The organism is Roseovarius atlanticus (assembly GCF_019802205.1).
GTDB lineage: Bacteria > Pseudomonadota > Alphaproteobacteria > Rhodobacterales > Rhodobacteraceae > Roseovarius > Roseovarius atlanticus_A.
In genome coordinates this window covers 905,825-930,407 of record NZ_JAHVHQ010000003.1, presented here as the reverse complement: position 1 = coordinate 930,407, position 24,583 = coordinate 905,825, and the positions used below count along the sequence as shown (strand labels likewise).

19 protein-coding genes are annotated in these 24,583 nt (G+C 65.6%); 10 read left to right on the top strand and 9 right to left on the bottom strand.

What is annotated here, in order from left to right; translation table 11 throughout:
- Positions 1–5: 5 nt before the first annotated feature.
- The 3 genes from KUV49_RS10435 to yajC are packed head-to-tail and all read right to left on the bottom strand — an operon-like array spanning position 6 to position 3,721.
- On the bottom strand, positions 6–758 hold the full coding sequence (locus KUV49_RS10435) for a sulfite exporter TauE/SafE family protein (RefSeq protein ID WP_222449897.1): 753 nt from the start codon (positions 756–758) through the stop codon (positions 6–8).
- The gene (secD, locus tag KUV49_RS10430) at positions 751–3,384 is read right to left on the bottom strand and encodes a protein translocase subunit SecD (RefSeq protein ID WP_222449896.1); all 2,634 of its coding nucleotides are present in this window, start codon (positions 3,382–3,384) and stop codon (positions 751–753) included. Before secD ends, KUV49_RS10435 begins: the two co-directional genes overlap by 8 nt.
- Positions 3,385–3,442: 58 nt before the next feature.
- Entirely contained in the window at positions 3,443–3,721 is a 279-nt protein-coding gene (gene yajC / locus KUV49_RS10425; RefSeq protein ID WP_152492074.1) for a preprotein translocase subunit YajC, read from the bottom strand.
- Between the two features lie 213 nt (positions 3,722–3,934).
- On the opposite strand from yajC, the gene KUV49_RS10420 reads away from it, so the two are divergent.
- Together KUV49_RS10420 and serS are read left to right on the top strand one after the other, a co-directional pair.
- A complete protein-coding gene (locus KUV49_RS10420) occupies positions 3,935–5,404 on the top strand; it encodes a pentapeptide repeat-containing protein (protein WP_222449895.1) in 1,470 nt (489 codons plus the stop codon).
- Positions 5,405–5,505: 101 nt separating this feature from the next.
- Entirely contained in the window at positions 5,506–6,798 is a 1,293-nt protein-coding gene (gene serS / locus KUV49_RS10415) for a serine--tRNA ligase (RefSeq protein WP_222449894.1), read from the top strand.
- On the opposite strand, the gene KUV49_RS10410 is transcribed toward serS, so the two are convergent.
- On the bottom strand, positions 6,795–7,400 hold the full coding sequence (locus KUV49_RS10410) for a TetR/AcrR family transcriptional regulator (RefSeq protein ID WP_261391307.1): 606 nt from the start codon (positions 7,398–7,400) through the stop codon (positions 6,795–6,797). The genes serS and KUV49_RS10410 overlap by 4 nt on opposite strands.
- A gap of 104 nt (positions 7,401–7,504) precedes the next feature.
- On the opposite strand from KUV49_RS10410, the gene KUV49_RS10405 reads away from it, so the two are divergent.
- The 5 genes from KUV49_RS10405 to KUV49_RS10385 all read left to right on the top strand — a co-directional run bounded on the left by KUV49_RS10405 (position 7,505) and on the right by KUV49_RS10385 (position 13,173).
- Complete coding sequence (locus KUV49_RS10405) at positions 7,505–8,245, top strand: SDR family oxidoreductase (RefSeq protein ID WP_222449892.1); 741 nt, start codon at positions 7,505–7,507, stop codon at positions 8,243–8,245.
- Positions 8,246–8,402: 157 nt separating this feature from the next.
- On the top strand, positions 8,403–8,807 hold the full coding sequence (locus tag KUV49_RS10400) for a hypothetical protein (RefSeq protein WP_222449891.1): 405 nt from the start codon (positions 8,403–8,405) through the stop codon (positions 8,805–8,807).
- Positions 8,808–8,902: 95 nt separating this feature from the next.
- Complete coding sequence (gene cobT / locus KUV49_RS10395; RefSeq protein WP_222449890.1) at positions 8,903–10,777, top strand: cobaltochelatase subunit CobT; 1,875 nt, start codon at positions 8,903–8,905, stop codon at positions 10,775–10,777.
- Between the two features lie 126 nt (positions 10,778–10,903).
- On the top strand, positions 10,904–12,730 hold the full coding sequence (locus KUV49_RS10390; RefSeq protein ID WP_222449889.1) for an aminopeptidase P family protein: 1,827 nt from the start codon (positions 10,904–10,906) through the stop codon (positions 12,728–12,730).
- 101 nt (positions 12,731–12,831) lie between these two features.
- The gene (locus tag KUV49_RS10385; RefSeq protein ID WP_222449888.1) at positions 12,832–13,173 is read left to right on the top strand and encodes a DUF427 domain-containing protein; all 342 of its coding nucleotides are present in this window, start codon (positions 12,832–12,834) and stop codon (positions 13,171–13,173) included.
- Positions 13,174–13,228: 55 nt separating this feature from the next.
- On the opposite strand, the gene KUV49_RS10380 is transcribed toward KUV49_RS10385, so the two are convergent.
- A complete protein-coding gene (locus tag KUV49_RS10380) occupies positions 13,229–14,218 on the bottom strand; it encodes a fatty acid desaturase (RefSeq protein ID WP_222449887.1) in 990 nt (329 codons plus the stop codon).
- A 152-nt stretch (positions 14,219–14,370) separates the two neighbouring features.
- On the opposite strand from KUV49_RS10380, the gene KUV49_RS10375 reads away from it, so the two are divergent.
- A complete protein-coding gene (locus KUV49_RS10375) occupies positions 14,371–15,084 on the top strand; it encodes a TspO/MBR family protein (RefSeq protein ID WP_222449886.1) in 714 nt (237 codons plus the stop codon).
- Here KUV49_RS10375 and der read toward each other — a convergent pair.
- The 3 genes from der to KUV49_RS10360 all read right to left on the bottom strand — a co-directional run bounded on the left by der (position 15,077) and on the right by KUV49_RS10360 (position 18,689).
- Positions 15,077–16,540: a ribosome biogenesis GTPase Der gene (der, locus tag KUV49_RS10370; RefSeq protein WP_222449885.1), complete on the bottom strand. Its 1,464-nt coding sequence runs from the start codon at positions 16,538–16,540 to the stop codon at positions 15,077–15,079. The genes KUV49_RS10375 and der overlap by 8 nt on opposite strands.
- 84 nt (positions 16,541–16,624) lie before the next feature.
- Positions 16,625–17,938, bottom strand: coding sequence for a PQQ-like beta-propeller repeat protein (locus KUV49_RS10365; protein WP_315899498.1), 1,314 nt, complete (start codon positions 17,936–17,938; stop codon positions 16,625–16,627).
- A 73-nt stretch (positions 17,939–18,011) separates the two neighbouring features.
- On the bottom strand, positions 18,012–18,689 hold the full coding sequence (locus tag KUV49_RS10360; RefSeq protein ID WP_222449883.1) for a hypothetical protein: 678 nt from the start codon (positions 18,687–18,689) through the stop codon (positions 18,012–18,014).
- A gap of 237 nt (positions 18,690–18,926) precedes the next feature.
- Here KUV49_RS10360 and KUV49_RS10355 point away from each other — a divergent pair, with 237 nt between their 5' ends.
- Together KUV49_RS10355 and KUV49_RS10350 are read left to right on the top strand one after the other, a co-directional pair.
- Positions 18,927–20,267, top strand: a complete 1,341-nt coding sequence (locus tag KUV49_RS10355) for an efflux RND transporter periplasmic adaptor subunit (protein ID WP_222449882.1) — start codon at positions 18,927–18,929, stop codon at positions 20,265–20,267.
- Positions 20,264–24,244 carry an efflux RND transporter permease subunit gene (locus KUV49_RS10350; RefSeq protein ID WP_222449881.1) on the top strand — a complete coding sequence of 1,327 codons (3,981 nt, stop codon included), beginning with the start codon at positions 20,264–20,266 and terminating at the stop codon, positions 24,242–24,244. Before KUV49_RS10355 ends, KUV49_RS10350 begins: the two co-directional genes overlap by 4 nt.
- Positions 24,245–24,355: 111 nt before the next feature.
- Here the strand turns inward: KUV49_RS10350 and KUV49_RS10345 are convergent, their stop codons facing one another.
- Complete coding sequence (locus KUV49_RS10345) at positions 24,356–24,577, bottom strand: hypothetical protein (RefSeq protein WP_152492061.1); 222 nt, start codon at positions 24,575–24,577, stop codon at positions 24,356–24,358.
- Positions 24,578–24,583 lie beyond the last annotated feature (6 nt).

The following is a 24,583-nucleotide window of genomic DNA, read 5'->3' as shown; positions in this document are numbered from 1 at the left end:
CCTCCTCAGTCCCACAGCGGCAAGCCCGAGATGACCGCCAGCGCGATCACCCCGTAGGCGGCCCAGCGATACAGGCGCTCGCGCGTGGGGTCAAACAGGGCCTGCCCGATCAGCGTCGTGATCAGGTAGGGCACCGCCATCACCACGGCCAGCAGGGTCAACTCCCAGGTCACCACGCCCTGCCACAACAGGTTGGCGATCAGCACCACGTCGAGCGCGGCAAGGAACAGGATCGTGTTGCCCCTGACCGAGGACACCGCCGCCTGCCCCGACAGGTAGAACAGGATCACCACCGGCCCGGTCAACCCTGTCAGCCCGCCGACGATCCCCGCCGCGGCCCCGATGGCCAGCAGCCCCGGCCGGGTGATGACCCGGGCATAGCGCCAGCCCGCGATCAGCGCGGCCAGCATGCCGCCTGCGACGCCGGTGATGATCCAGCGCACCGTGTCGTTGTCCAGAAGGTCCAGCAGCGCCAGGCCCAGCGGTACGGTGACCAGCGCGGCCAGCACCAGCACGCCCACTTCCCCGGGCTGCCCCTGCTGCCACGCCCGGCGCAGGATCACCGCGTTGCTGGCAATGCCGGTCAGCATGATGACCACGATCACTTCCTTGGGCGACAGGAAGATATTGGCCACCGGCACCACGATCAGCGCCGTGCCGAACCCGGTAAAGCCCCGCACCAGCCCTGCAACCCCGATGGCGAAACACAGCCACACCAGTCCCGGCGTGGCCAGCACTCCGCTCAGGAGTTCAGGCATCTATGTTCGCGAACTGCGTCCCTGCATTGGCGTCGGGCTTGGACCAGTCGCGCTTGACCCCCAGCCACATCAGCACCGTGCTGGCCACGAAGATCGAACTGTAGGTGCCCACGACCACACCCCAGATCATCGCGAAGACAAAGCCGCGGATCACGTCGCCGCCCAGCGCGAACAGCGCCAGCAGCGCCAGAAGCGTGGTGACAGAGGTCATCATGGTCCGGCTCAGCGTCTCGTTGATCGAGATGTTCAGGACTTCCTTCAGCGGCTTCTTCTTGTATTTCCGCAGGTTCTCGCGCACCCGGTCGAAGACCACCACCGTGTCGTTCAGCGAATAGCCGACGATGGTCAGAAGCGCCGCGATGATGGCCAGGTCGAACTGGATCTGCACTTCCGAGAATATGCCGATGGTCAGCACCACGTCATGCACCAGGGCTATGACCGCGCCCAGCGCGAACTGCCACTCGAACCTCAGCCAGATATAGATCAGCACCGCGGCGATGGCCAACAGCACCGCGATCACGGCGGTCTGTATCAGCTCGCCCGACACTTTCGGTCCCACGCTTTCCACCGAGGTGAAGGTGATGTCCGGCACCGCCTCCTGCAACGCCCCCTCGACCGCCGCGATCGTGTCCTGGGTCACCGCCTCCTGGTCGTCCTGCGCCTGGATGCGGATCATGGTCACGTTCCGGTCCGGGCCGAAGGTCGGGTCGAACACCTCGGTGATGCTGATATCGCCCAGCTCCAGCGGCGCGATGGCGTCGCGGTACTGCCCCACGTCCACCGTCTCGGTGCTCTGCGTGCGGATGGTCGTGCCGCCGCGGAAATCGATGCCGTAGTTCAGCCCCTGCAACAGGAACGACCCCAGCGCGATCACGATCAGAAAGCCGGACAGCCCCAGCGACAGCTTCCACCGCTTGAAGAAGTCCCAGTTGGTGAAGGTCGGCACCAGCTTCAGCGACCGGCCCTGCAACACCGTCTTGGGCCGCTTGCGTTCGAACCACATGACCGCGATCAGGCGGGTGACGAAAATCGCCGTGAAGACCGAGGTGATGATCCCCAGCCCCAGCGTGATGGCAAAGCCCCGCACCGGGCCAGAGCCCATGGCGTACAGGATCAGCGCCGTGATGAAGGTGGTGATGTTGGCGTCGGTGATCGCGCTCAGCGCTCGCTCATACCCCAGCTGGATCGCCCGCGACGCGCCCTTGGCGGTCTTCATCTCTTCGCGGATGCGCTCGAACACCAGCACGTTGGCGTCCACCGCCATCCCGATGGTCAGCACGATCCCCGCGATCCCCGGCAAGGTCAGCGTGGCGCCGATCAGGCTCAGCAGGCCGAACATCAGCCCGACGTTGATGACAAGCGCTATGTTGGCAAACAGGCCAAACACCCCGTAGCTGGCCCACATGAAGACCAGCACCAGCGCGAAGGCCACGATACAGGCGATCTGCCCCGCCTCGATGCTGTCGGCCCCCAGTTCCGGCCCGATGGTGCGTTCTTCCAGGAAATTCAGCTCGGCGGGCAGAGCGCCCGCGCGCAACAGCACGGCAAGGTTGGTGCTCTCATCGACGGTGAACTGCCCGGTGATGATGCCGGTGCCGCCGGGAATGTGGCCCTGGATCACCGGCGCGCTGATCACCTCGTTGTCCAGCACGATGGCAAACGGGTTGCCGATGTTCTCGGCCGTGTAATCCCCGAACTGCCGCGCCCCCGTGGGGTTGAAGCGGAACGACACCGCCGGCCGCCCGTTCTGGTCGAAATCGGGCTGCGCATCCACCAGCTGTTCGCCGGTCACCACCGGCGCGCGTTCCAGGATATAGAACACGCCCTCCTCGTCCACCGAGGGCAGGATCTCGTTGCCGCCACCGGGCGTCTCGTTGCCGTTGGTGGTCCGGCTCACCACCGGCTGGAATGTCAGCTGCGCCGTGGTGCCGATGATGTCCTTCAATTCCGCCGCGCTGCCCACGCCCGGCACCTGGATCAGGATACGGTCCGCGCCCTGCCGCTGGATCGTCGGCTCGCGCGTGCCCATCTCGTTGATCCGGCGCTCGATGATCTCGCGCGCGGTGCGCACGGTCTGCTCGTCGCTGGCCTGCCGCTCGGCCTCGCTCAGCGTGACGACGATGGCGTCGCCCTCGACGTTCACCGCGATATCGTTCTGCCCCGCGCCGGTGACACTGGCCACCGGCCGCGCCAGTCCACGCACCAGGCTCGCCGCATATTCGGCCTCGTCCGCGTTCTCCACCAGCCGCACGCGCAGCTCCGGCGCGTCGGTGTCCTGCAAGCGGATCGGGCCGACCCGGTCGCGCTCCTCGCGCAGCAGGTCGCGGATCTCCGGCCACATCGCCTCGATCCGCGCCTCGTAGACATCCTCGACCTGCACTTCGGCCAGCAGATGCGCCCCGCCCCGCAGGTCGAGGCCAAGGTTCACCAGCCCCGAGGGCAGCCAGTCGGGCCACATCTCGGCCTGCTCCTGCAACCCCTCGCCCTCGCCGCCCATCTCCAGCGCCATGGTGGCGTCGTTATGGGTCTCGACGCGGGTGTAGAACGCGTTGGGCATCGCCAACAGCAGCCCCAAGGCCACCAGGCCCCAAATCACCACGCGTTTCCAAAGGTCGATCTGAAGCATCTGAAGTGCCTTTTATGTCTGTCTTGTATCTATCGAAGGGGCGGAACGCGCCCCGAAATCAGGCGGCCGGCTCGGTCTTCGACAGGACCTGGGCGACGGTATTGCGCACGACACGCACCTTCACGCCCTCGGCGATCTCCACCTCGATCTCCTCGCCTTCCTTGACGCGGGTCACCTTGCCGATCATCCCGCCCTGCGTGACGATCTGGTCGCCCTTGCGCAGCGCCGCCACCATCGCCTGGTGCTCTTTCAGCTTCTTCTGCTGCGGACGGATGAGCAGGAACCACATGATCGCGAAGATCAGGATGAGCGGGATGAACTGGCCAATGGCTTCCATGCGAATCTTATTCCTTTTCGGGCTTTGCAGGCCCCCCGGCCCGCGTTTGCGCGAACCTAAGTCCGGCTTTTGGGTTTTGCAAGGCGCGAACCGGCGGGCCTGCGGCAATGTCGCAGGGGCATCTTCGATCAGTATATCCGAACAAACAAAGACGCTTGGGTAACGCGAAAATCACGGTTAAGTTGAATTCGTTTTCTAGGAAGGCAAGGAATTTTGACCTCTAAGAATAACGGGGCTGTTCTCGAATGGCTGGGAATTAAGAAGCTGCAAGATTGGCTGAAAGCGCCTTGTCTAGGCTACTTCTTCGGCTTTCTGCTTACGCTTATTGGTTTAGCCTTGTTGGTGTTTTGCGTGGTCGGGTTCGGACTTCTTGTAGGCGCCATAACTGGGTTCGGGCCATATTCGGGTGACCCTACCGGCGCTGCGATCCGTAACATTGGTCTTGTTCTTGCTGCCGCTTTCGGTGCGCCGTTCATTGCGTGGCGCTCCATGGTCGCTCAAAAACAAGCAGACGTCGCCGAGCAAGGCCAGATCACCGACCGGATCAACACGGCGGTTGAAGGGTTGGGGGCAGAAAAAACAGTCAGCATCCACCGTAAAGATAGAGAGGGAAAGTACCTTTATCATGAAAGGGAAGGTTCAGAGCATAGGGGCGAAGGTTCAGAGTATAGGGGCAAAAACAAACTGGACTATAAAAGGCCAGTCATCGTTCAACTTACAGAACCGAATCTTGAGGTACGGGTTGGAGCAGTCTATGCTCTCAAGCGCATCGCCGAAGATAGTCCAAGAGATCGTGTAACAATACTCGACATATTGTGCTCCTACGTTCGCCAGAACGCTCCTGGCTCGGAGGCTATTGAGAGCCCTCACCAAGTGTTCAATGAGTTGAGCGGAGGTTGGGCGGACACGCCTCCAATGAACGCTCACCAAATTTTCAGAAGCGCCCGGTATGCAGCGGCAAACACTATTGGCGTTGATCCGACTGAGTTGAACCAAGAAACTCTTGAGCAATGGTCCCGGACACTTCCCGAACCAAGAATAGATGTCCAAACTGCAATCACCGCTATCGGAAGTATCAAGCAAGAATTCTATGAAATTCGAGCAAAATACGCGCCAGACCTCCGGCAAACCAACCTCCAGAACATTAGACTGGAGGGAGATTTTTCAAATAGCTCATTCAGAGGGGCGAAACTAGACAACAGTATCTTTATTGGCACTTTTGTTAACACTACGATGACGGAATGCTCTCTGCAGAACATCAGAACTGTAAACTGCGATTTCACACATTCTGACTTTCTTGGGTCTATACTTTCTGGAGCGTTTTTTGGAGCAAGTAATTGCGCCAAGTGCAGTTTCCGGCTCGCAACGCTGACATACACCAATTTTAATGGCGCCAACTTAACGCTGAGCGACTTTTTCGGGGCAGATGCAGAAGACGTCTACTGCCATGCAAACGCGGACGCATCATACTCTAGGTTCTCAAGAGCCAAACTCTCAGAATTCAATGGGATTTCGGAAGGACCTTCGATTGATTTATGGGTAGATGCGCAAACCGATATTGGTAACAAGATGTCAAAGGGCAGACTTGTAGGTAGTGAGCAAGCATTCTTGGGTGAATTGGACGATAGAAAACTATGGATAGATTTTCTGAGACAGCGTGGTCTTGAACGTCCATTTTCTTGAACCAGCAATGTCCGTGGTTTCACACGGAATCCACTATTATCCTGCGCGCTTTACTTGCTACAACCCACCCCACGACTCAACCTGACCCGAGGACCAAGACGATGCACGACATCCGCGCCATCCGCGAAAACCCCGCCCAGTTCGACGCCGCCATGGCCCGTCGCGGGGTGTCGAGCGCGTCGTCCGAGATCCTCGCGCTGGACGAGGAGCGCCGCGCCAAGATCCAGGCCGCCGAGACCGCGCAGGCCGACCAGAACAAGGCCTCCAAGGAGGTGGGTGCCGCGAAGGCCAAGGGCGACGAGGCCGAGTTCGAGCGCCTGCGCGCGCTGGTGTCCGAGAAAAAGGCCGAGGTCGCCGCGATGCAATCCGAGGCCAAGGCGCTGGACCAGCAGCTCACCGACCTTCTGATGACCCTGCCCAACCTCGCGCTCGACGATGTGCCCGAAGGCGAGGACGAGGACGACAATGTCGAGCTCAAACGCTGGGGCACCCCCCGCGAGTTCGATTTCACCCCGGTCGAGCATTACGACCTCGCGGGCGTCAAGCCCGGCATGGATTTCGAACTGGCCGCGAAACTCTCCGGCTCCCGCTTCGTGGTGCTGTCGGGCGGCGTCGCCCGCATCCACCGGGCGCTGGCGCAGTTCATGATCGACACCCATGTCGAGGAAAACGGCCTGTCCGAGACCTGGACCCCCGTTCTGGTCCGCCCCGAGATGATGTACGGCACCGGGCAACTGCCCAAGTTCGGCGAGGACAGCTACGAGACCACAAATGGCTGGTGGCTGGTGCCCACCGCCGAGGTGACGCTGACCAACATCGTCAACGGCCTCGTGGTGGACGAAGGCACCCTGCCCCGCCGCTATGTCGCACACACCCAATGCTTCCGCTCCGAGGCGGGCAGCGCGGGCAAGGACACCGCCGGGATGCTGCGCCAGCACCAGTTCGAGAAGGTCGAGATGGTCTCGGTCACCCATCCCGAGAAATCCCTCGAAGAACACGACCGCATGACCGGATGCGCCGAAGGCATCCTCGAACGCCTCGGCCTGCCCTACCGCACCATCGCGCTCTGCACCGGCGACATGGGCTTCGGCGCGCGCAAGACCCATGATATCGAGGTCTGGCTGCCCGGTCAGAACACCTATCGCGAGATCAGCTCGGTCTCCGTCTGCGGCGATTTCCAGGCCCGCCGCATGAACGGCCGCTTCAAGCCCGCGGATGGCGGCAAGCCGCAATTCGTGCACACGCTCAACGGCTCGGGCCTCGCCGTGGGCCGCTGCCTGATCGCGGTGCTGGAAAACGGCCAGCAGGCCGACGGCTCGGTCGACCTGCCCGAGGCGCTGCACCCCTACCTGCGCGGCAAGACCCGGCTCCTGGCGGACGGCACGTTGGGCTAAGCAGCCCGCGCCAAAGGCAAGACCGCAAGCGCGTTCTCCGCGAAGCGTTCCAGCGTGGGCCGATCCGCCCCTTCGCTGGCCATCGCCGCAATCGCCAACATCTGGCCCGATATGAATTGGGCCAGGTCCTCCACATTCGCCTCCTGGCGCAACTCTCCCGCCAGAACCGCCCGCCTCAGCCGGTCACGCAGCATTTTCCGCCGCCGCTCTCCCATCTCCCGGCTCAGATCGCGCAACTCCGACGGCGTTCCGGTGGTTTCCACCACCGTATTGAGCAGGAAACACCCGACGCAGAGTGTGTCCCCCTTGGACGCGCGCACGATCCCCAACAACAGCGTCCGCAATGCGACGTCAATCGGGGCATCAGCTTCGGCGAACTCTTTCCCCAGCGTGGAAAGGAAACGGTCGAAATAGTGTCGCAACGCCTTGGTAAACAGATCGTCCTTGCTGCCGAAATTCGCATACAGCCCCGGCTTCGCCATCCCGGTTTCCACCACGAGATCGTTCATCGACGTCGCCGCATAGCCTTTTTTCCAGAACAAAGTCAGGGCTTTATCGAACACGTCCTCCGGATCGCATTTTCTTGGTCGTCCGCGCGCCATCACCTGGCCTCTTTTTGATACCATCCGGTATTTATTCCTCTTGACACGGCCTGGCAAGTCTTCAATTTAGTACCACTTGGTATTTAATCAGAGAAGGAAACACCATGACACAGATCGCAGGAAGAACCGCACTCGTGACCGGAGCCAATCGCGGCATCGGCAAGGCCTTTGTCGAAGAACTGCTCGCCGCCGGCGCGGCCAAGGTCTACGCCGCGGCCCGCAATCCCGACACGCTCAATGACCTCGTCGCGAAAGGCGCGGGAAAGGTCGTCGCCGTCGCCATCGACGTGACCAACCCCGACACCATCGCGGCAGCGGCCCGCGAACTGACCGATGTCGATCTGCTGATCAACAACGCCGGTGTCGCCAATTTCGCCGGAATTGTCTCGGCCCCCGATGCGGCACCGGCGCGTGCGGAAATGGAGGTCAACTTCTTCGGCGTGTTCGACATGACCCGCGCCTTCGCCCCGATTTTGAAATCCAACGGCGGAGGCATCATCGTGAACATGGGGTCAATCGCCTCGTTCGTGAATTTCCCGGTACTCGGCTCCTACAGCGCCTCGAAGGCGGCCGTGCATTCCCTGACGCAATCCACTCGCGCGGAACTGGCCGCGCAGGGCACTTCGGTGCATGGCGTCTATCCCGGCCCGATCGACACCGACCTCGCGACCCGGTTCCCGATGGACAAGACCTCTCCCAACGCGGCGGTCCAGGCCATCCTCGCCGGGGTCGAGACCGGCCAGGATGACATCTACCCTGACCCGACGGCCCTGGTCATGCGCGATAATCTGCGTGCCGATCCCAAGGCGGTCGAGAAGGAAACCGGGGCGATGCTGCCCGCATGACGATCGCTGAAACACACCGTCCCGCCCAACCGGCGGGACGGACCCCGCGCGACATGAACCAAATTCAAACATGCGGGCGGCATCCTTACCGCCGTGAAACAAATTTTGTATATACGCCGTATTGACGTAAAATATACACGCGTCATAAATTCTTTACATGACAAATGAAAAGCACACCCTGGCGGCGGCGGCTTTTCTGATAACGAGCACGCTGGCCGCCCCTTTGAACGCCCTCAGCCTTGCAGAGCAGGCCGAGGCCTTCGCCACCTGCGCCGGGCGCTACTCCGCCATGGCCACCCGCCAAAGCGCGACCCACAACCCCGACAGCGATGCGACCCGGCAGCTGCAAAGCAGCTTCGAGTCGCTGCTCGAAGCCATGCTGCCCCATGCCGCCGAGGCCGGCATCGATGCGCGTCGCGCCCGCAGCTGGCAAGCCTCCGGCTGGTCCGAGATGGCGCAGCTCATGCGCCTGCAACAGCGCAGCGCCGACGCCACCCATGCCGACCGCGCCACCCGCGACATGCACCGGCGCCTGTCGACCTGCCGCCAGCTCATCCTCTGACGCGGGGCAATTTCCGCCCCGCGCCCACTGGTCATTCCGCGCCCGTCAGCCTAGGTTGCATCCCTGAAACCGCAGCGTGACAGGGTCCCCGCAGAATGGCGCAATCCGACAACCCCGCCGATCCCTTCAAAAAGGCGCTGGCCGAGGCCACCAAGGTGCTGGCCGACGACCCCGACCTGAACGTCTCCTACTCGGTCGATCCCGCCGGGGTGTCGGGCGATTCCATGCGCCTGCCCCAGATCAGCCGCCGCATGACCCGCGACGAGGTCCTGCAGGCCCGCGGCACCGCCGACGCGCTGGCGCTGCGCCACAAGTATCACGACGTGGGCACCCACACCCGCTACTGCCCGCCCGGCGACATGGCCCGCGATCTCTACGAGGCGATGGAAACCGCCCGGTGCGAGGCGATGGGCGCGCGCCACATGCCCGGCACCGCCGGCAATATCGACGCCAAGATCGGCGCCGAGGCCCGCCGCCGCGGCTATGACCAGATCACCGACGCCGCCGAGGCGCCCCTGGCCAATGCCGCGGGCTATCTCATCCGCCACCTCGCCACGGGGCGCGAGCTGCCCGACGGCGCCCGCAACGTGATGGAGCTCTGGAAAGGCTTCATCGAGGAACAGGCCGGCGGCACCCTCGAGGACCTGCAGAGCAAACTGTCCGACCAGTCCGAATTCGCCCGCTTCGCCCGCCAGATCATCGACGACCTGGGCTATGGCGACCAGCTGGGCGACGACCCCGACGCGCTCGACGACGAGGACGAGACCGAGGCCGAGGCGGACCAGGAGGAAGAGGAACAGCCCGACAGCACCGGCGAGGATGACAGCGACGAGGCCGAGGCCGACGCCGATCCCGAGCAATCCCAGGATCAGCAGCAGGACGAGGCCCAGGCCCAGGTCAGCATGGACGACATGGCCGACCAGGAACAGGGCGACGAGACCGAGATGCCCGAAGGCGAGGCCCCGCTCGATCCCCCGCCCCCGCTGCCCATCTCGGACGCCGACCCGAACTATGCCGTCTACAATTCCGCCTTCGACGAGGAAATCCACGCCGAGGACCTGGCCGAGCCCATCGAGCTCGAACGCCTCCGCGCCTTCCTCGACCAGCAGCTGGAGCCCCTGAAGGGCGCGGTCAGCCGGCTGGCCAACAAGCTGCAACGCCGCCTTCAGGCGCAACAGAACCGAAGCTGGGAGTTCGACCGCGAGGAAGGCATCCTCGATGCCGGCCGCCTTGCCCGCGTCGTGGCCAACCCCACCACCCCGCTCAGTTTCAAGATCGAGAAGGACACCGAGTTCCGCGACACGGTCGTCACGCTTCTCCTGGACAATTCCGGCTCCATGCGCGGCCGGCCCATCTCGATTGCGGCCATCTGCGCCGACGTCCTTGCCCGCACGCTGGAACGCTGCAACGTCAAGGTCGAGATCCTCGGCTTCACCACCCGCGCCTGGAAAGGCGGCCAGAGCCGCGAAAGCTGGCTGAACGAAGGCCGCCCGCAACTGCCCGGCCGCCTCAACGACCTGCGCCACATCATCTACAAATCCGCCGACGCGCCGATGCGCCGCACCCGTTCCAACCTGGGCCTGATGATGAAGGAAGGGCTCCTGAAGGAAAACATCGACGGCGAGGCGCTGGAATGGGCGCATCGCCGCCTCGCGGGCCGGCGCGAGGCCCGCAAGATCCTGATGGTCATCTCCGACGGCGCCCCGGTGGACGATTCCACCCTGTCGGTGAACCCGGCCAACTACCTCGAAAAGCACCTGCGCGACGTAATCGCCATGGTCGAGCGCCGCAAGCAGGTGGAACTTCTGGCCATCGGCATCGGCCATGACGTGACGCGCTATTACAACCGCGCCGTCACCATCACCGACGCCGACCAGCTGGCCGGGGTGATGACCGAACAGCTCGCCGCGCTCTTCGACAGCGACCCGCGCGCCCGCGCCCGGGTGATGGGCATGAAACGCGCCAGCTAGGCCCCGGAATTTGCGCAAATTCCGGGATGGAAAATACGCATTTTCCAACCCATTTTCCGCGCGGAAAATGATCCGCTCTCACTGCCACACTTGCACTTCACCCCGCGCGGCCCTAGCACTTTGCCCATGACAGATTTGCCCGACACCGTCTTCCAGTCCTTCACCGAAACGTCTTCGCCCGAACAGGGCCCGCCGCGCCTGAAACTCCTGCGCGCGGAACTGGAGCGCGAGGGTGTCGACGGCTTCATGATCCCCCGCGCCGACGCGCATCAGGGCGAGTACGTGGCGCCGGGCGACGAGCGTCTGGCCTGGCTCACCGGCTTCACCGGCTCGGCGGGGTTCTGCATCGTGCTGCAGGACATCGCCGGCGTCTTCGTCGACGGCCGTTACCGCGGCCAGGTCCGCGCCCAGGTCGACACCGATCACTTCACCCCCATGGACTGGCCCGAGACGCGGCCCGCCGGCTGGCTGAAGACGCACCTGCCGAACGGTGGAACGGTCGCCTACGACCCGTGGCTCTATACCCCCGAACAGATCGCCGCGATCGAGGACGGCCTCAAGGGCACGCGGATCACGCTCACCCCCACCGAGAACCTTCTCGACCGCACCTGGCCCGACCGGCCCGCCCCACCCACGGGCGCGGTCCGCGTCTATCCCGACGACCTCGCCGGCAAATCCCACGCCGACAAGCGCCGCGAGCTTGCCGCGACCCTGGCAGGGGACGGCCACCGCGCCGCCATCCTCACCCTGCCCGATTCCATCGCGTGGCTCCTGAACATCCGGGGCAGCGACATCCCCCGCAACCCGATCCCGCACGCCTTCGCCATCCTGCACGACGACGCCACGCTCGACCTCTATATCGACCCCGCCAAGCTCGACGACGCGGTGCGCGACCACCTGGCCGGGGACGTCACCCTCGCCCGGCCACAGGATTTCGAACCGGCCATCAGCGCGCTCTCCGGCCCCGTCCGGCTCGACCACGGCTCGGTGCCCCTGCGCATCGTGACGCTGCTTGAAGACGCCGGCACCGACATCGCCTTTGCCGGCGATCCCTGCATCCTGCGCAAGGCCTGCAAGACCGACGCCGAAATCGCCGCCACCACCAAGGCGCACCTGCGCGACGCCGCCGCCATGTGCACCTTCCTTGCGTGGTTCGACGCGCAAACCCCCGGCACGATCACCGAAATCGACGTGGTCAAGAAACTCGAGGCCTGCCGCCGCGACACCGGAGCGCTCCTGGATATCTCCTTCGACACCATCGCCGGCTCCGGCCCGCACGGCGCCCTGCCGCATTACCGCGTCTCGGACGCGACCGACCGCACCCTTCAGGACGGCGACCTGCTCGTCCTCGACAGCGGCGGGCAGTACCAGGACGGCACCACCGACATCACCCGCACGCTCGCCATCGGCCAGCCCGGCGACACCGAGCGCGCCGCCTTCACCCGCGTCCTGCAAGGCATGATCGCCATGAGCCGCGCCCGCTGGCCCAAGGGGCTGGCTGGCCGCGACCTCGACGCCATCGCGCGCATGCCGCTCTGGCAGGCCGGGCAGGATTACGACCACGGCACCGGCCACGGCGTCGGCGTGCACCTCTGCGTCCACGAAGGCCCGCAACGCCTGTCGCGCGCCTCGACCGAGCCGCTCAAACCCGGCATGATCCTGTCGAACGAGCCGGGATACTACCGCGAAGGCGCCTTCGGCATCCGCATCGAGAACCTCGTGGTGGTCACCCCCGCCCCGGCCCTGCCCGATGGCGACGCCACGCGACAGATGCTGCACTTCACCACGCTCAACTACGTGCCCATCGACCGCCGCCTGATCGACGCAGCCGCGCTCTCGGATCCCGAACGCGACTGGCTCAACGCCTATCACGCCACCTGCCGCGACCGCATCGGGCCGTGTCTCGACGACGCCACGCGCGACTGGCTGACCGGGGCGACCGCGCCCCTCTGACATGAAACTGTGACATGCCTGCGCGACACCGCACAGGCCAACAGCTTGACACCGGGGCCTGTCCCGGTGCCTAAAGTGGCTTCACGAGGGAAGGAAAAGACATGGCAAAGATCACGATCCACAAGGCAGACGGCACATGGACGGTCCGCGCAGGCGGCGCGGTGCTGGTCGAAAGCAGGAACGCATTGGTTCTGGCCGAGGAGGGCCTGAACGACGTGATCTATTTCCCGCGGCAAGACATCGCCATGGCCTTCCTCGACGAAAGCGATCACCGCAGCACCTGCCCGCACAAGGGCGAGGCCAGCTATTTCTCGATCGTCACCAAGAGCAAGACCCTGGAAAACGCCGCCTGGAGCTACGAGGACCCCAAGTCCGACGTGGCCCGGATCAAGGACCACCTGGCGTTCTATTCCTCCGACGATGTCACCGTCGAACAGGTCTGACGCGCCAGATTATTCGTACGAATAATCTCACCTGAAATTCTTCGTACGAAGAATTTCAGGTCCCCACCGCCGCCTCGCGCGGGCTGCGACGGCGCGGAAACGGCACCAGCTTGCCGCTCTCCTCGTCCCATAGTTTCAGCCGGAAACTGGCCAGCGCCTCGCGCCAGCGGATTTCGTCATGCACGCGCAGGTCATCGGGCAGGTTCTTCTGCGCCCGGCGCAGGTTGTAGGACGGGATCTGCGGGTTGTAATGGTGCAGGTCGTGATAGGCGATATTGCCGGTCCCGATATCCCACCAATGTCCCAGATCCAGGCTCGACGAGCCTTCCAGCGTCGCGCGGCGGAAATCGAGGTCCGGCTTGCGGTCCCAGTAGGTGTCCTCGAAATTATGCTGCAGGTAGACCAGGAACACCCCGATCACGCCCGCCAGCACCGCGCTTGCGCCCAGCACCACCAGCCCCGGCATTCCCAAGAACGTCCAGACAATGGCGACATAAGCGGCGACGGCCAGGTTGTGCGCCACCACGCCCCACGGACCCACCTTCATGGTGTTCACCGGCCAGCGATACGCGATGAAATAGGCATAGATCCCGCCCAGGCTCAGCATCACGACCGGATTGCGATAGATCCGGTACCACACCAGCGTCCAGGCCCCGGCCTCCCGCCATTCCTGCACCGTCATGGTATAGACCTCGGTGGTCTCGCGATGCTCCAGGTTGCCCAGGTAGGCATGGTGCTGGTTGTGATTGTACTGCATGACCCGGTAGGGCGTCAGCGAAAACACCGACAGCACATGCCCCGCCACGTCGTTCACCCACCGTGTCGCGAACAGTGAATAATGCCCGCAATCATGCTGCAACACGTAAAGCCGCACCGACGCGAAGGCCAGAACCACGACGCACGGCAGCACCGCCCACCAGGCCGGCCAGGCCCACGCGCCGAGGCCCAGAGCAGCGCCATAGACGGCGAAACTCGCGCCAAGGCTCAGCGCGCCCATCCCGTCGGACTTCTGCGCATAATCCCTGAGATAGTCTCGGATGGTCATGATCGACTGCCCCTCGAAGGACGGACAAGAAAAAACGACACAACAGGAATGATACCGTGGACAAGTGCAATTTGAAACTATTTCAGTGATTTGCAAGGGTTGATCGCGGAAAATCATCGCGCGCGTCGCGGCGCCGAAAGCAAGGAGGCAACATGCACAAGGTCAAGGCAGTCTTCGCGTTGGTGGCCGCTATTCTCTTCGCCATGTCCCCGGTCTACAGCAGCGGGTTCAACGGCTTCAGCGCCGGGCAGTTCCCGATCCCCCAGGACACCCCTCCGGTCCAGCCTGCCGGCTATGCCTTCTCCATCTGGGGGCTGATCTATATCTGGCTTCTCGCCGGGGCGCTGTTCGGATTGATCAACCGCTACGATGACCCGGCCTGGGACGCGATGCGCTGGCCCTACATCGTCAGCCTCGTCCTCGGCGCGGCCTGGATCCCGGTGGCCAATATCAGCCCCGCCTGGGCCACGGCGCTGATCTGGCTGATGTGGGGCACCGCTGCGCTGGCGCTCATGCGGGCGGGCACGCGCGACAGGATCTGGCTGCGCACGCCGATCGCGCTCTATACCGGCTGGCTCACCGCCGCGTCCTGCGTGGCGCTCGGTCTCCTGCTGGCGGGCTACGGCGTCCTGTCCCAATCGACGGCGGCCCTGCTGATGATCGCGCTGGCGCTGGCCCTGTCGGCGGCAATGCTGGCCCTGCGCCCCGACACGCCGGAATTCGCCGCCGCGGTCGTCTGGGCGCTGGTCGGCATCGCCGTCACCAACGCCGATCCCGTCAACTGGCCGGTGCTCGCGCTCAGCGGCGCGGGGGTGGTCGCCCTCGCGCTCCTCGTGCTGCGCGGCCGGCCCGACCGCCTCAGCTAGGGCCCCGCCCCTTGATGTGCTTGCGCAGCTTCGACGGCCCGGCCTTCTTCTTGGCCTTGTAGGGGTTCTTGTCCGATTGCGACCGCAAGGTCAGGCGAATGGGCGTGCCCGGCATGTCGAAGTCTTCCCGCAACCCGTTGACAAGATAGCGCGAATAGCTCGCCGGCATCTTGTCGGGATGGCTGCACATCACCACGAAGCCGGGGGGCCGCGTCTTGGCCTGGGTCATGTAGCGCAGCTTGATCCGCCGCCCGCCCGGCGCGGGGGGCGGGTGCGCCTCCAGCACGCCGGTCAGCCAGCGATTGAGCCGCGCCGTACTGACCCGCCGGTTCCACACGTCATAAGCTTTCTCCACGGCGGCATGCAGCCGGTCCAGCCCCTTGCCGGTCTTGGCCGAAACCGTCACCAGCGGCGCGCCGCGCAGCTGCGGCAACAGCCGCTCGAACGCCTCGCGCAGGTCGCGCAGCTTGCCCTGCTTGTCGTCCTCGATGTCCCACTTGTTCACCGCCACGACCACCGCGCGCCCCTCGCGCTCGGCAAGGTCGGCGATGCGCAGATCCTGCTGCTCGAACGGAATGGCGGCATCCAGCAGCACCACCACGACCTCGGCGAACTTCACCGCCCGCAACCCGTCGCTCACCGACAGTTTTTCCAGCTTTTCCTGCACCTTGGCCTTCTTGCGCATCCCCGCCGTGTCGAAGATCCGCATCGGCAGCCCGTCCCAGTCCATCCGGACCGAAATGGCATCCCGCGTGATCCCCGCCTCGGGGCCGGTCAACAGCCGGTCCTCGCCCAGGATCTTGTTGATCAGCGTCGACTTGCCCGCGTTGGGCCGCCCCACCACCGCCACCTGCAGGGGCCGGGCCTTGGTCGGCTTGCGCACGCCCTCGGGATCGGCCTCGCCATCCTCGTCGACGGCCACGTCCACCTCCGGCGCCTCTGCCTCGGCCCGCTCGGCATAGCCATCGGCCAGCGGCAACAGCGCGGTGTAAAGGTCGTGCATCCCCTCGCCATGCTCGGCCGACAGGCGAATGGGCTCGCCCAGCCCCAGGCTGTAGGCCTCCAGCACACCGGCATCGGCGGCGCTGCCCTCGGACTTGTTGGCGGCGACAAAGACGTGATCCGCCCGCTTGCGCAGGATCTCGGCGAACATCTCGTCCAGCGCCGTCACCCCGGCCCGCGCGTCGATCAGGAACAGGCACACATCGGCCATGCCCACCGCCCGCTCGGTCAGCTTGCGCATCCGGCCCTCGAGGCTGTCGTCGGTCGCGTCCTCCAGCCCGGCGGTGTCGATCACCGTGAACCGCAGGTCGGCCAGCCGCGCATCGCCCTCCCGCAGGTCGCGCGTCACGCCCGGCTGGTCGTCGACCAGCGCCAGCCGCTTGCCCACAAGCCGGTTGAACAGCGTGGATTTGCCCACGTTGGGGCGGCCCACGATTGCCAGTGTGAAACTCATCTTGTCAGGCTCCGGATCGGATGAACCGCGCGGACCCTGCGCATCAGGGCCCCTGCGAAAGCGCCCTGTTACACCAAGTCCCGCTTAACGGAAAGCCATCAACTGGCCCTTCGACGACACGACATAGAGCGTGTTTCCGGCCACCACCGGGTTGGTCGTCGCCCCGCCCGGCATCTGCACCTGTCCCAGCGATGCGCCATTGGTCGGGTCGAAGAACCGCATCAGCCCGTCGCTCGACGTCAGGATCAGCCGGCCACCGGCGATGATCGGCCCGTGATGGGCAAAGATCCGCGCCTGTTTCTTGGGCTTCGACTTGGTGAAGAACGGCAGCTTCACGCCCCACAGGCGCCGCCCGTCGGATTGCGCCAGCCGCAGAAGCTCGTTGCGGTCCGACACCATGAAGATCGAGTCGCCCGCGGGCCACACCCGATAAAGCGGCCCGTCTGCGGCGGTCCACAGCCGCTCGCCATTGCCAAGGTTCAGCGCCACGGTCCGGCCGCTGTGGTTGCCGGCAAAGATCGTGTTGCCCTCGATCACGGGCTCGCCGGTCACATCCTCGATGATCCCCGAGGAATAGCCCCGCCGCTTGCCGGCGATCTGCGTCGTCCAGCGGCGCAGGCCGCCCTTCAGGAACGCGCCTTGCACCTCGCCCGAGCCAAAGCCGAAGACCACGTACTTGTCCGACACGGCGGGCGACGGCGCGCCCAGCACGTTGCGGATGTCCGGCGTCGCCTCCAGCTGCCACGCGATGCGCCCGTCGGTGCGGTCCAGCGCCCAGGCCAGCTCGTCACCCGCGACGGCATAGACAAGGTCCCCGGCCACGGTCGGGCTGCCCGATCCGGTGGCCCGCAGGTTCTGCTGCCACTGGACCTGCCCGGTGGCGGCGTCGATCGCCGTCAAAAGGCCAAAGCCCGACGACACGAACAGTTGTCCGTTGTCATAGGCCAGGCCGCCGCCGCTACCGTCGATGGCGCCGTCATTCGCGGGCACCAGGTCGCGGGTCCAGATCACCTGGCCCGAAGTGCTGACCGCCGTCACCTGGGCGCGGGAATCCAGCGTGTAGACACGACCGCCCCCCACCACCGGATCGGCGGTGATCCGCGACTTGCGGCTGTCGCCCTGCCCGATATTCGCCGTCCAGGCCAGCTGCGGCGTGCCGCGCAGCGCCGGATGCGCCACCCGCGTGCGGGAATTGGAAATGCTCTGGGCCCAGCTGGCGTTGCTGCGGGCCGCCGGCAGCGCCAGTGGCGGCACCGCGCCCGAGACCGCCTGCGGCGCCAGCGCCGGTTCTCCCGGCTCGGTCTGCAGGATGTCGCGAATCTCCTCGCGCTCGCCGGTCAGGATGTTTTCCTTCTTCGCACAGGCCGCAACAAGGCACAGCGCACTCAGGCCAATCACTCCCGCTAACGTCTTCACCGCCATCGCCCCCGTACTTTTCAGCCGGCGTTGCCCTCTGGGGCCGCCGGAACGCTTAGTTGCCGTCGGTCTCGCCGACCGGCTCCTCTTCAATGTCACCGTCCAGGGCAACAATCAACTGCTCGACGCGCCGACGCAAGCCCGCTGTGGCTTCCGCGCTTTCATAGAGACCGCGCAGCCGCTCCAGCGCCGCGTCCCGGTCGCCCGCCTCCAGGTCGACCAGCGCCAGCTGCTCCTCGGCCAGAAGCCGCACGATGCCGCCGCCCGCCGCCATGCCTTCCAGCCGGGCGCGCTTGTCCTTGGGGCTCAGGCCCGATCCGGGCAGCGCCACGGCCTTCAGCGTCGCGATCTGCCGATAGACCAGCGGCACGTCGGCCGAGTCGGCCAGGCTCAAAAGCTGCTCGGCGGTCCGGGGGGCGTTGTCGGCCCCGCCCTCGCCCGCCGCCAGCAGACCCACGATGGCGCGCGCCCCGCCGGTTTCGGGCTGGATCGCGTCCAGCGCCGCGTTGCGCGCGGCCGCGTCCTCCTCGCCCAGCGCCGCGATGATCGCGTCGCCCAGCGCCTCGGCCTCGGCACGCTCCTGCGCCTTGCGCCACTCGTTGAAGGCCGCGCCCCCCACCAGCAGCAGCACCGCCAGGATGCCGATCCAGCCATACCGCTTGAAATTGCGGTACAGCCGGTCGCGGCGGACCTCCTCGGTCACCTCGTCGATGAAACTGTCAGACTGGCTCACTGCGCATTGCCCTTCTTCGAAATTTCGCCCCTCTTACCGCGTCACTCCGGCCCTGCCAAGGGGCGCCCCGCCACATCGCGCGCGCACCCGCGCGCCCGCGCGTCGCGGCGGGTTGAACAATGCCGACAAAAGGACTAATCTAAACCGGACAGTTCAGCGTAAACCGCGTTAAAGACGCATGGCGATCGACGCCAAGCGCCCGTAAACTCACGCAAACGACTCTCGGAAAGCTATTTCATGCGCCTGTTTCCCATCTTCGCCGCCATCCTGGTCTGCGCGGCCATTTACGCGCTCGTGATGGAACGCGACAGCATCGCGGCGCTCTTCGCGCCGGTCGAGGACACCGAACTGGCCGAGGCGGTCGCGCCGGACACCGATCAGGGCGACGACCCGCTGGCCGAAACCTCCGAGGAACGCGAAGGCACCGTCGGCGTCGTCGCCCTGCGCTCCACCGCGCGCACGATCGACACCGCCGTCACCGTGCGCGGCCAGACCGAGGCCGACCGCCAGGTCGAGCTGCGGGCCGAAACCCCCGGCCAGATCGTCTCGGAACCCATTCGCAAGGGGGCCTTCGTCGAAGAGGACCAGACGCTTTGCCAGATCGACCCCGGCACGCGCGAGGCCAACCTGGCCGAGGCGCTGGCCCGCCTGGCCGAGGCCCGGTCCCGCATCCCCGAGGCAGAGGCCGCCGTCCCCGAGGCCGCCGCCCGCGTCGAGGAAAGCCGCGCCCGCCTGGTCGAGGCGCGCGCCGTGCTCAGCGAGGCCGAGATCAACGCCAACGCCGCCGAAAAGCTCTCCACCGACGGGTTCGCCTCCCAGACCCGCGTGGCCCAGACCAAGGCCGCCGTCGAAGGCGCCAAGGCCCAGATCACCAGCGCCGAGGCCGCGCTCAAGGCCGCTGAATCCGGCCAGGAAACCGCCGCCGCGGGCATCGAGGCCGCCCGCTCGGGCGTCGAAAGCGCCCAGGCCGCCGTCGCCTCCGCCCGCAAGGAAATCGAGCGCCTGACGATCAAGGCCCCGTTCTCGGGCCTGCTGGAATCGGACACCGCCGAGCTTGGCAGTCTTCTTCAGGCCGGATCGCTCTGCGCCACGGTCATCCAGCTCGATCCGATCATGCTCGTGGGCTACATCCCCGAAACCGAAATCGCCAAGGTCAGCGCCGGCGCGCCCGCAACCGCGCGGCTCGCCTCCGGCGGCACGGTCGAGGGAGAGGTCACCTTCATCTCCCGCGCCGCCGATCCCACCACCCGCACCTTCCGTGTCGACATCCGCGTCCCGAACGAGGATCTCGCCCTGCGCGACGGCCAGACCGCCGAGATCCGCATCGAGTCGGAGGGCGTGAAGGCGCACCTGCTGCCGCAATCGGCGCTCACGCTCGACGATGACGGCGCCCTGGGCGTGCGCATCGTCACCCCCGACAAGACGGCACAGTTCAAACCCGTGACCCTGCTGCGCGACAGCCCCACCGGCGTCTTCGTCGCCGGCCTGGAAGAAACCTCGGACGTCATCATCCTCGGCCAGGAGTTCGTCGCCGACGGCGTCCCGGTCGAACCCGCCTTCCGGGAGACCATCCAATGACCGGCATCGTCGACTGGGCCTCGCAACGCGCCCGGATGGTGATCGCCTTCATCATCCTGTCGATCGTCGCGGGCACCACCGCCTACATCTCCCTGCCCAAGGAAGGCGAACCGGATATCGAGATCCCGGCCCTTTTCGTCTCGGTCAACTTCCCCGGCATCTCGGCCGAGGATTCCGAGAAGCTGCTGGTCAAGCCCATGGAAACCGAGCTGTCGGATCTCGACGGTCTCAAGGAAATGACCGGCACGGCGGCGGAAAACTATGCCGGCGTGGCGCTGGAATTCGAATTCGGCTGGGACAAGACCCAGATCATGGCCGACGTGCGCGACGCCATGAACGCCGCCGAGGCCGACTTCCCCGAAGGCGCCGAGCAATACTCGATCAACGAGATCAACTTTTCCGAGTTTCCCATCATCATCGTGTCGCTTTCCGGCCCGGTCCCCGAGCGCACGCTGGCCCGCATCGCCAAGGACCTGCAGGACCGGCTCGAAGGGCTGGAGCCGGTGCTCGAGGCCGGCATCGCCGGCAACCGCGACGAGATGGTCGAGGTGGTCATCGACCCGCTGCGGCTCGAGGCCTACAACGTCACCGCCAACGAGCTTGTGAACGTCGTCCAGAACAACAACCAGCTCATCGCGGCGGGCGAGGTCGACAGCGCCCAGGGCGCGTTCTCGGTCAAGATCCCCTCGTCCTTCGACGACACCGGCGACATCTACGACCTCCCGGTCAAGACCAATGGCGACCGCGTCGTCACGCTGGGCGACCTGGCCCGCATCAACCTGACCTTCGAGGACCGCGCCGGCACCGCCCGCTTCAACGGCGAAACGGCGATTGCCCTGCAGGTGGTCAAGCGCAAGGGCTTCAACATCATCGACACCGCCGCGCTGGTGCGCGACACCGTGGCCGAGGCTGAGGACACCTGGCCCTCCGAACTTCAGGTCGCGGTACAGGTCGACACCTCCAACGACCAGTCGCGCATCATCGCCTCCATGGTCTCGCAGCTCGAAGGCTCGGTTCTGACCGCCATCGCGCTGGTGATGATCGTCACGCTGGCCGCGCTCGGCATCCGCCCCGCCCTTCTGGTGGGTTTCGCCATCCCCACCTCGTTCCTGCTGTGCTTCGCGCTCCTGGCGGTGATGGGTGTGCCGGTGTCCAACATCGTGATGTTCGGCCTGATCCTCGCCGTGGGGATGCTGGTCGACGGCGCCATCGTGGTGGTCGAATACGCCGACAAGCAGATCGCCGAGGGCGAAGGCCCGATGCACGCCTACGTGGCCGCCGCCAAGCGCATGTTCTGGCCCGTGGTCAGTTCCACCGCCACCACGCTCTGCGCCTTCCTGCCGATGCTCTTCTGGCCCGGCGTGCCGGGGCAGTTCATGATGATGCTGCCCGTCACGCTCATCTTCGTGCTGTCGGCCTCGCTGCTGGTGGCGCTCGTCTACCTGCCCGTCATGGGCGGCGTCACGGGCCGCATCGAGCGCTGGTTCACCCAGCGGATCGAATCCATCGCCACCACCCGCTGGTACCTGCATATCGCACTTGCCGTGCTGGCCGTCGGCGGCCTCATGCTGGCGGGCCAGGCCATCGGCCCCCTCGCCCGGCAGACCGGGGCACAGTTCGCGGGCATGGACGGCGGCGACATCCTCGGCTCCGTCATCCCGTCGCTTCTGACGGCCTTCGGCCTCGGCCTCGGCATGGTCCTTGCCGGCGGCGTGGCCCTCGCCGGCGCACTCACCGCGCTCCTTTGCGTGCTGGCGCTTGTCCGCCGCCTGTCGCTCCTGTGGCAAAGCATCGACGCCTGGCAGGCCCGCAAGCTGCCTTTCCCCATGGCCCGCGGCCTGGTCTTCGCGGCGGCCGCCATCGGCGCCGCCTGGGCCACCGGCATCGGCTGGGCCGCCGCCATCGTGCTCGCGCTCATCGTCTTCGCCGCCATCGCGATCCGGCAATATACCCGCCTGCACCGGGCGCAGCGCATCGACGCGGGCTACCGCCGCTCGCCCTTCGGCTGGGTGATCCACGCCATCGCCGCCAACCCGATCATGCCGCTGGTGGCCTTCTGCGCCATCTTCGTCTTCGTCGGCACCGTGCTGATGTTCTACATCAACAACAACAACGGCACCGAGTTCTTCGTCGACAGCGAACCCGAGAACGCCATCGTCTATGTCCGCGCCCGCGGCAACCTGTCGATCGGCCAGAAGGACGCGCTGGTGCGCGAGGCCGAAGAGATCGTGCTGGAGCATCCCAATGTCCTCTCGGCTTTCTCCTTTGCCGGCGACGGCGGGCTGAACAACAACACCGGCGGCGCCGCCCCCCCGCTCGACACGATCGGCCAGGTCCAGTTCGAACTGATCAAGTGGGAGGACCGCCCGACCACCTATGAGACCTGGTTCACCATCCCGGTCCTAGGCTACGACGTGCAGCGCCGCGTCAACGACCCTGTGGCGGGCGGCGAACGCACCATCGACGAGCTGACCGCCCGGCTTGAACGGATTCCCGGCATGAAGGTCGAGATCCTGTCGCTGGAACAGGGCCCCGCCTCGGCCAAACCCGTGCACCTGCGGCTCAAGGGCGACAACTGGCAGGAGCTTCAGGACTTCACCGCCCGCGCCCGCGAAAAATTCGAAGAGACCCGCGGCCTGGACCTGGTCGAGGACACGCTCCCCCTGCCCGGCATCGACTGGCAGATCGACGTCGACGTGGAAAAGGCCGGCCGCTTCGGCGCCGACGTGGCCACCGTGGGCGCCATGGTCCAGCTTGTCACCCGCGGCATCCTGCTCGACACCATGCGCGTGCCCTCCTCGGACGAGGAAATCGACATCCGCGTCCGCCTGCCCGCCGAGGACCGCGTTCTGTCTACCCTGGATGAACTCAAGGTGCGCACCGATGACGGCCTCGTGCCGCTGTCCAACTTCATCACCCGCCAGCCGGTGCCCAAGCTCGCCCAGATCGACCGCGTCGACCAGACCCGCTATTTCGACGTCAAGGCCGCCGTGGTGGACGGCCTGACCGTCACCACCACCGGCGAAAACGGCGAGGAAACCCAAGCGCCCCTCACCGCCAACGAACGCATCGAAACCCTTACCGCATGGCTCGAAAGCGCCGACATGCCGCGCAGCGTCTCCTACGAATGGACCGGCGACGCCGAGGACCAGGAAGAATCCGGCGCCTTCCTGCAACAGGCCTTCCTGGGCGCCCTGGGCCTCATGTTCATCATCCTGCTGGCGCAGTTCAACTCGGTCTACAACGCCGTGCTGGTGCTTCTGGCGGTGATCCTGTCCACCACCGGCGTGCTGATCGGGATGCTGGTGATGAACCAGCCGTTCTCCATCATCATGACCGGCACCGGCATCGTGGCGCTGGCGGGTATCGTGGTGAACAACAACATCGTGCTGATCGACACCTACCAGGAATATTCCCGCTACATGCCCCGGATCGAGGCGATCACCCGCACGGCCGAGGCGCGCATCCGCCCGGTCCTGCTGACCACGATCACCACCATGGCGGGCCTCGCACCGATGATGTTCGGCCTCAGCCTCGATTTCTTCGCCGGCGGCTACACCTTCAACAGCCCCACCGCGCTGTGGTGGAAACAGCTGGCCACCGCGGTCGTCTTCGGCCTCGGGATCGCCACGGTGCTGACGCTGGTCTTCACGCCGTCCATGCTGGCGCTGCGCATCTGGGCCACGACCTACGTACTCTGGGGCGCCCAGCTCCTGGCCAAGCTCTCCTTCGGCCGCTCCAGCCGCGCCGCCCGCGACTGGGCCCTCTCGCGCCAGGCCGCCCGCGTCCGCGCGCCCGAGATCATCTGGACCGAAGGCATCCCCGATATCGCCGCCTACGAGGACGACACCACCCAGCCCGAACTCGCCCTCGACGACGTCAAGGGCGTGCTGGCCGACCGCAAGGCGGCGCAGTCCGGCTCGGATGACGACGACGACACACCGCCCAAGGACAAATCCCTCCGCGCCGCCGAATAAGCCCGCATTGGGTGGGTAAAAACCCACGCGTCATGACGCCCGGAGGCGCGACGCCGAGCGGGCCGCGTAGGGTGGGTGAAAACCCACGCGCAACGCCCGAAGGCGCGACGCTCACCCCTCGTCCTGCGGCGCGATCTCCAACGTCACGACCGTTTGCGCCTCGTCCGTCCCGGTGCTGCCGACGACGGTCACCACCATACCGACCCGCAAGTCCGGCCAGAGGTCGGGAAAATCGGACGCCCGCGCCCGGAACAAGGGGTTGCCGGCCTTCGCACACCAGATATGCGCGACGCCTCCGTCATCGGAAAAATACAGGATCGTACCGCGGAACATGTCGTC

Coding starts and splice junctions, on each gene's coding strand:
- KUV49_RS10435 (WP_222449897.1), bottom strand. CDS start 758: ATGCCTGAACTCCTGAGCGGAGTGCTGGCCACGCCGGGACTGGTGTGG.
- secD (WP_222449896.1), bottom strand. CDS start 3,384: ATGCTTCAGATCGACCTTTGGAAACGCGTGGTGATTTGGGGCCTGGTG.
- yajC (WP_152492074.1), bottom strand. CDS start 3,721: ATGGAAGCCATTGGCCAGTTCATCCCGCTCATCCTGATCTTCGCGATC.
- serS (WP_222449894.1), top strand. CDS start 5,506: ATGCACGACATCCGCGCCATCCGCGAAAACCCCGCCCAGTTCGACGCC.
- KUV49_RS10410 (WP_261391307.1), bottom strand. CDS start 7,400: ATGGCGCGCGGACGACCAAGAAAATGCGATCCGGAGGACGTGTTCGAT.
- KUV49_RS10405 (WP_222449892.1), top strand. CDS start 7,505: ATGACACAGATCGCAGGAAGAACCGCACTCGTGACCGGAGCCAATCGC.
- KUV49_RS10400 (WP_222449891.1), top strand. CDS start 8,403: ATGACAAATGAAAAGCACACCCTGGCGGCGGCGGCTTTTCTGATAACG.
- cobT (WP_222449890.1), top strand. CDS start 8,903: ATGGCGCAATCCGACAACCCCGCCGATCCCTTCAAAAAGGCGCTGGCC.
- KUV49_RS10390 (WP_222449889.1), top strand. CDS start 10,904: ATGACAGATTTGCCCGACACCGTCTTCCAGTCCTTCACCGAAACGTCT.
- KUV49_RS10385 (WP_222449888.1), top strand. CDS start 12,832: ATGGCAAAGATCACGATCCACAAGGCAGACGGCACATGGACGGTCCGC.
- KUV49_RS10380 (WP_222449887.1), bottom strand. CDS start 14,218: ATGACCATCCGAGACTATCTCAGGGATTATGCGCAGAAGTCCGACGGG.
- KUV49_RS10375 (WP_222449886.1), top strand. CDS start 14,371: ATGCACAAGGTCAAGGCAGTCTTCGCGTTGGTGGCCGCTATTCTCTTC.
- der (WP_222449885.1), bottom strand. CDS start 16,540: ATGAGTTTCACACTGGCAATCGTGGGCCGCCCCAACGTGGGCAAATCC.
- KUV49_RS10355 (WP_222449882.1), top strand. CDS start 18,927: ATGCGCCTGTTTCCCATCTTCGCCGCCATCCTGGTCTGCGCGGCCATT.
- KUV49_RS10350 (WP_222449881.1), top strand. CDS start 20,264: ATGACCGGCATCGTCGACTGGGCCTCGCAACGCGCCCGGATGGTGATC.
- KUV49_RS10345 (WP_152492061.1), bottom strand. CDS start 24,577: ATGTTCCGCGGTACGATCCTGTATTTTTCCGATGACGGAGGCGTCGCG.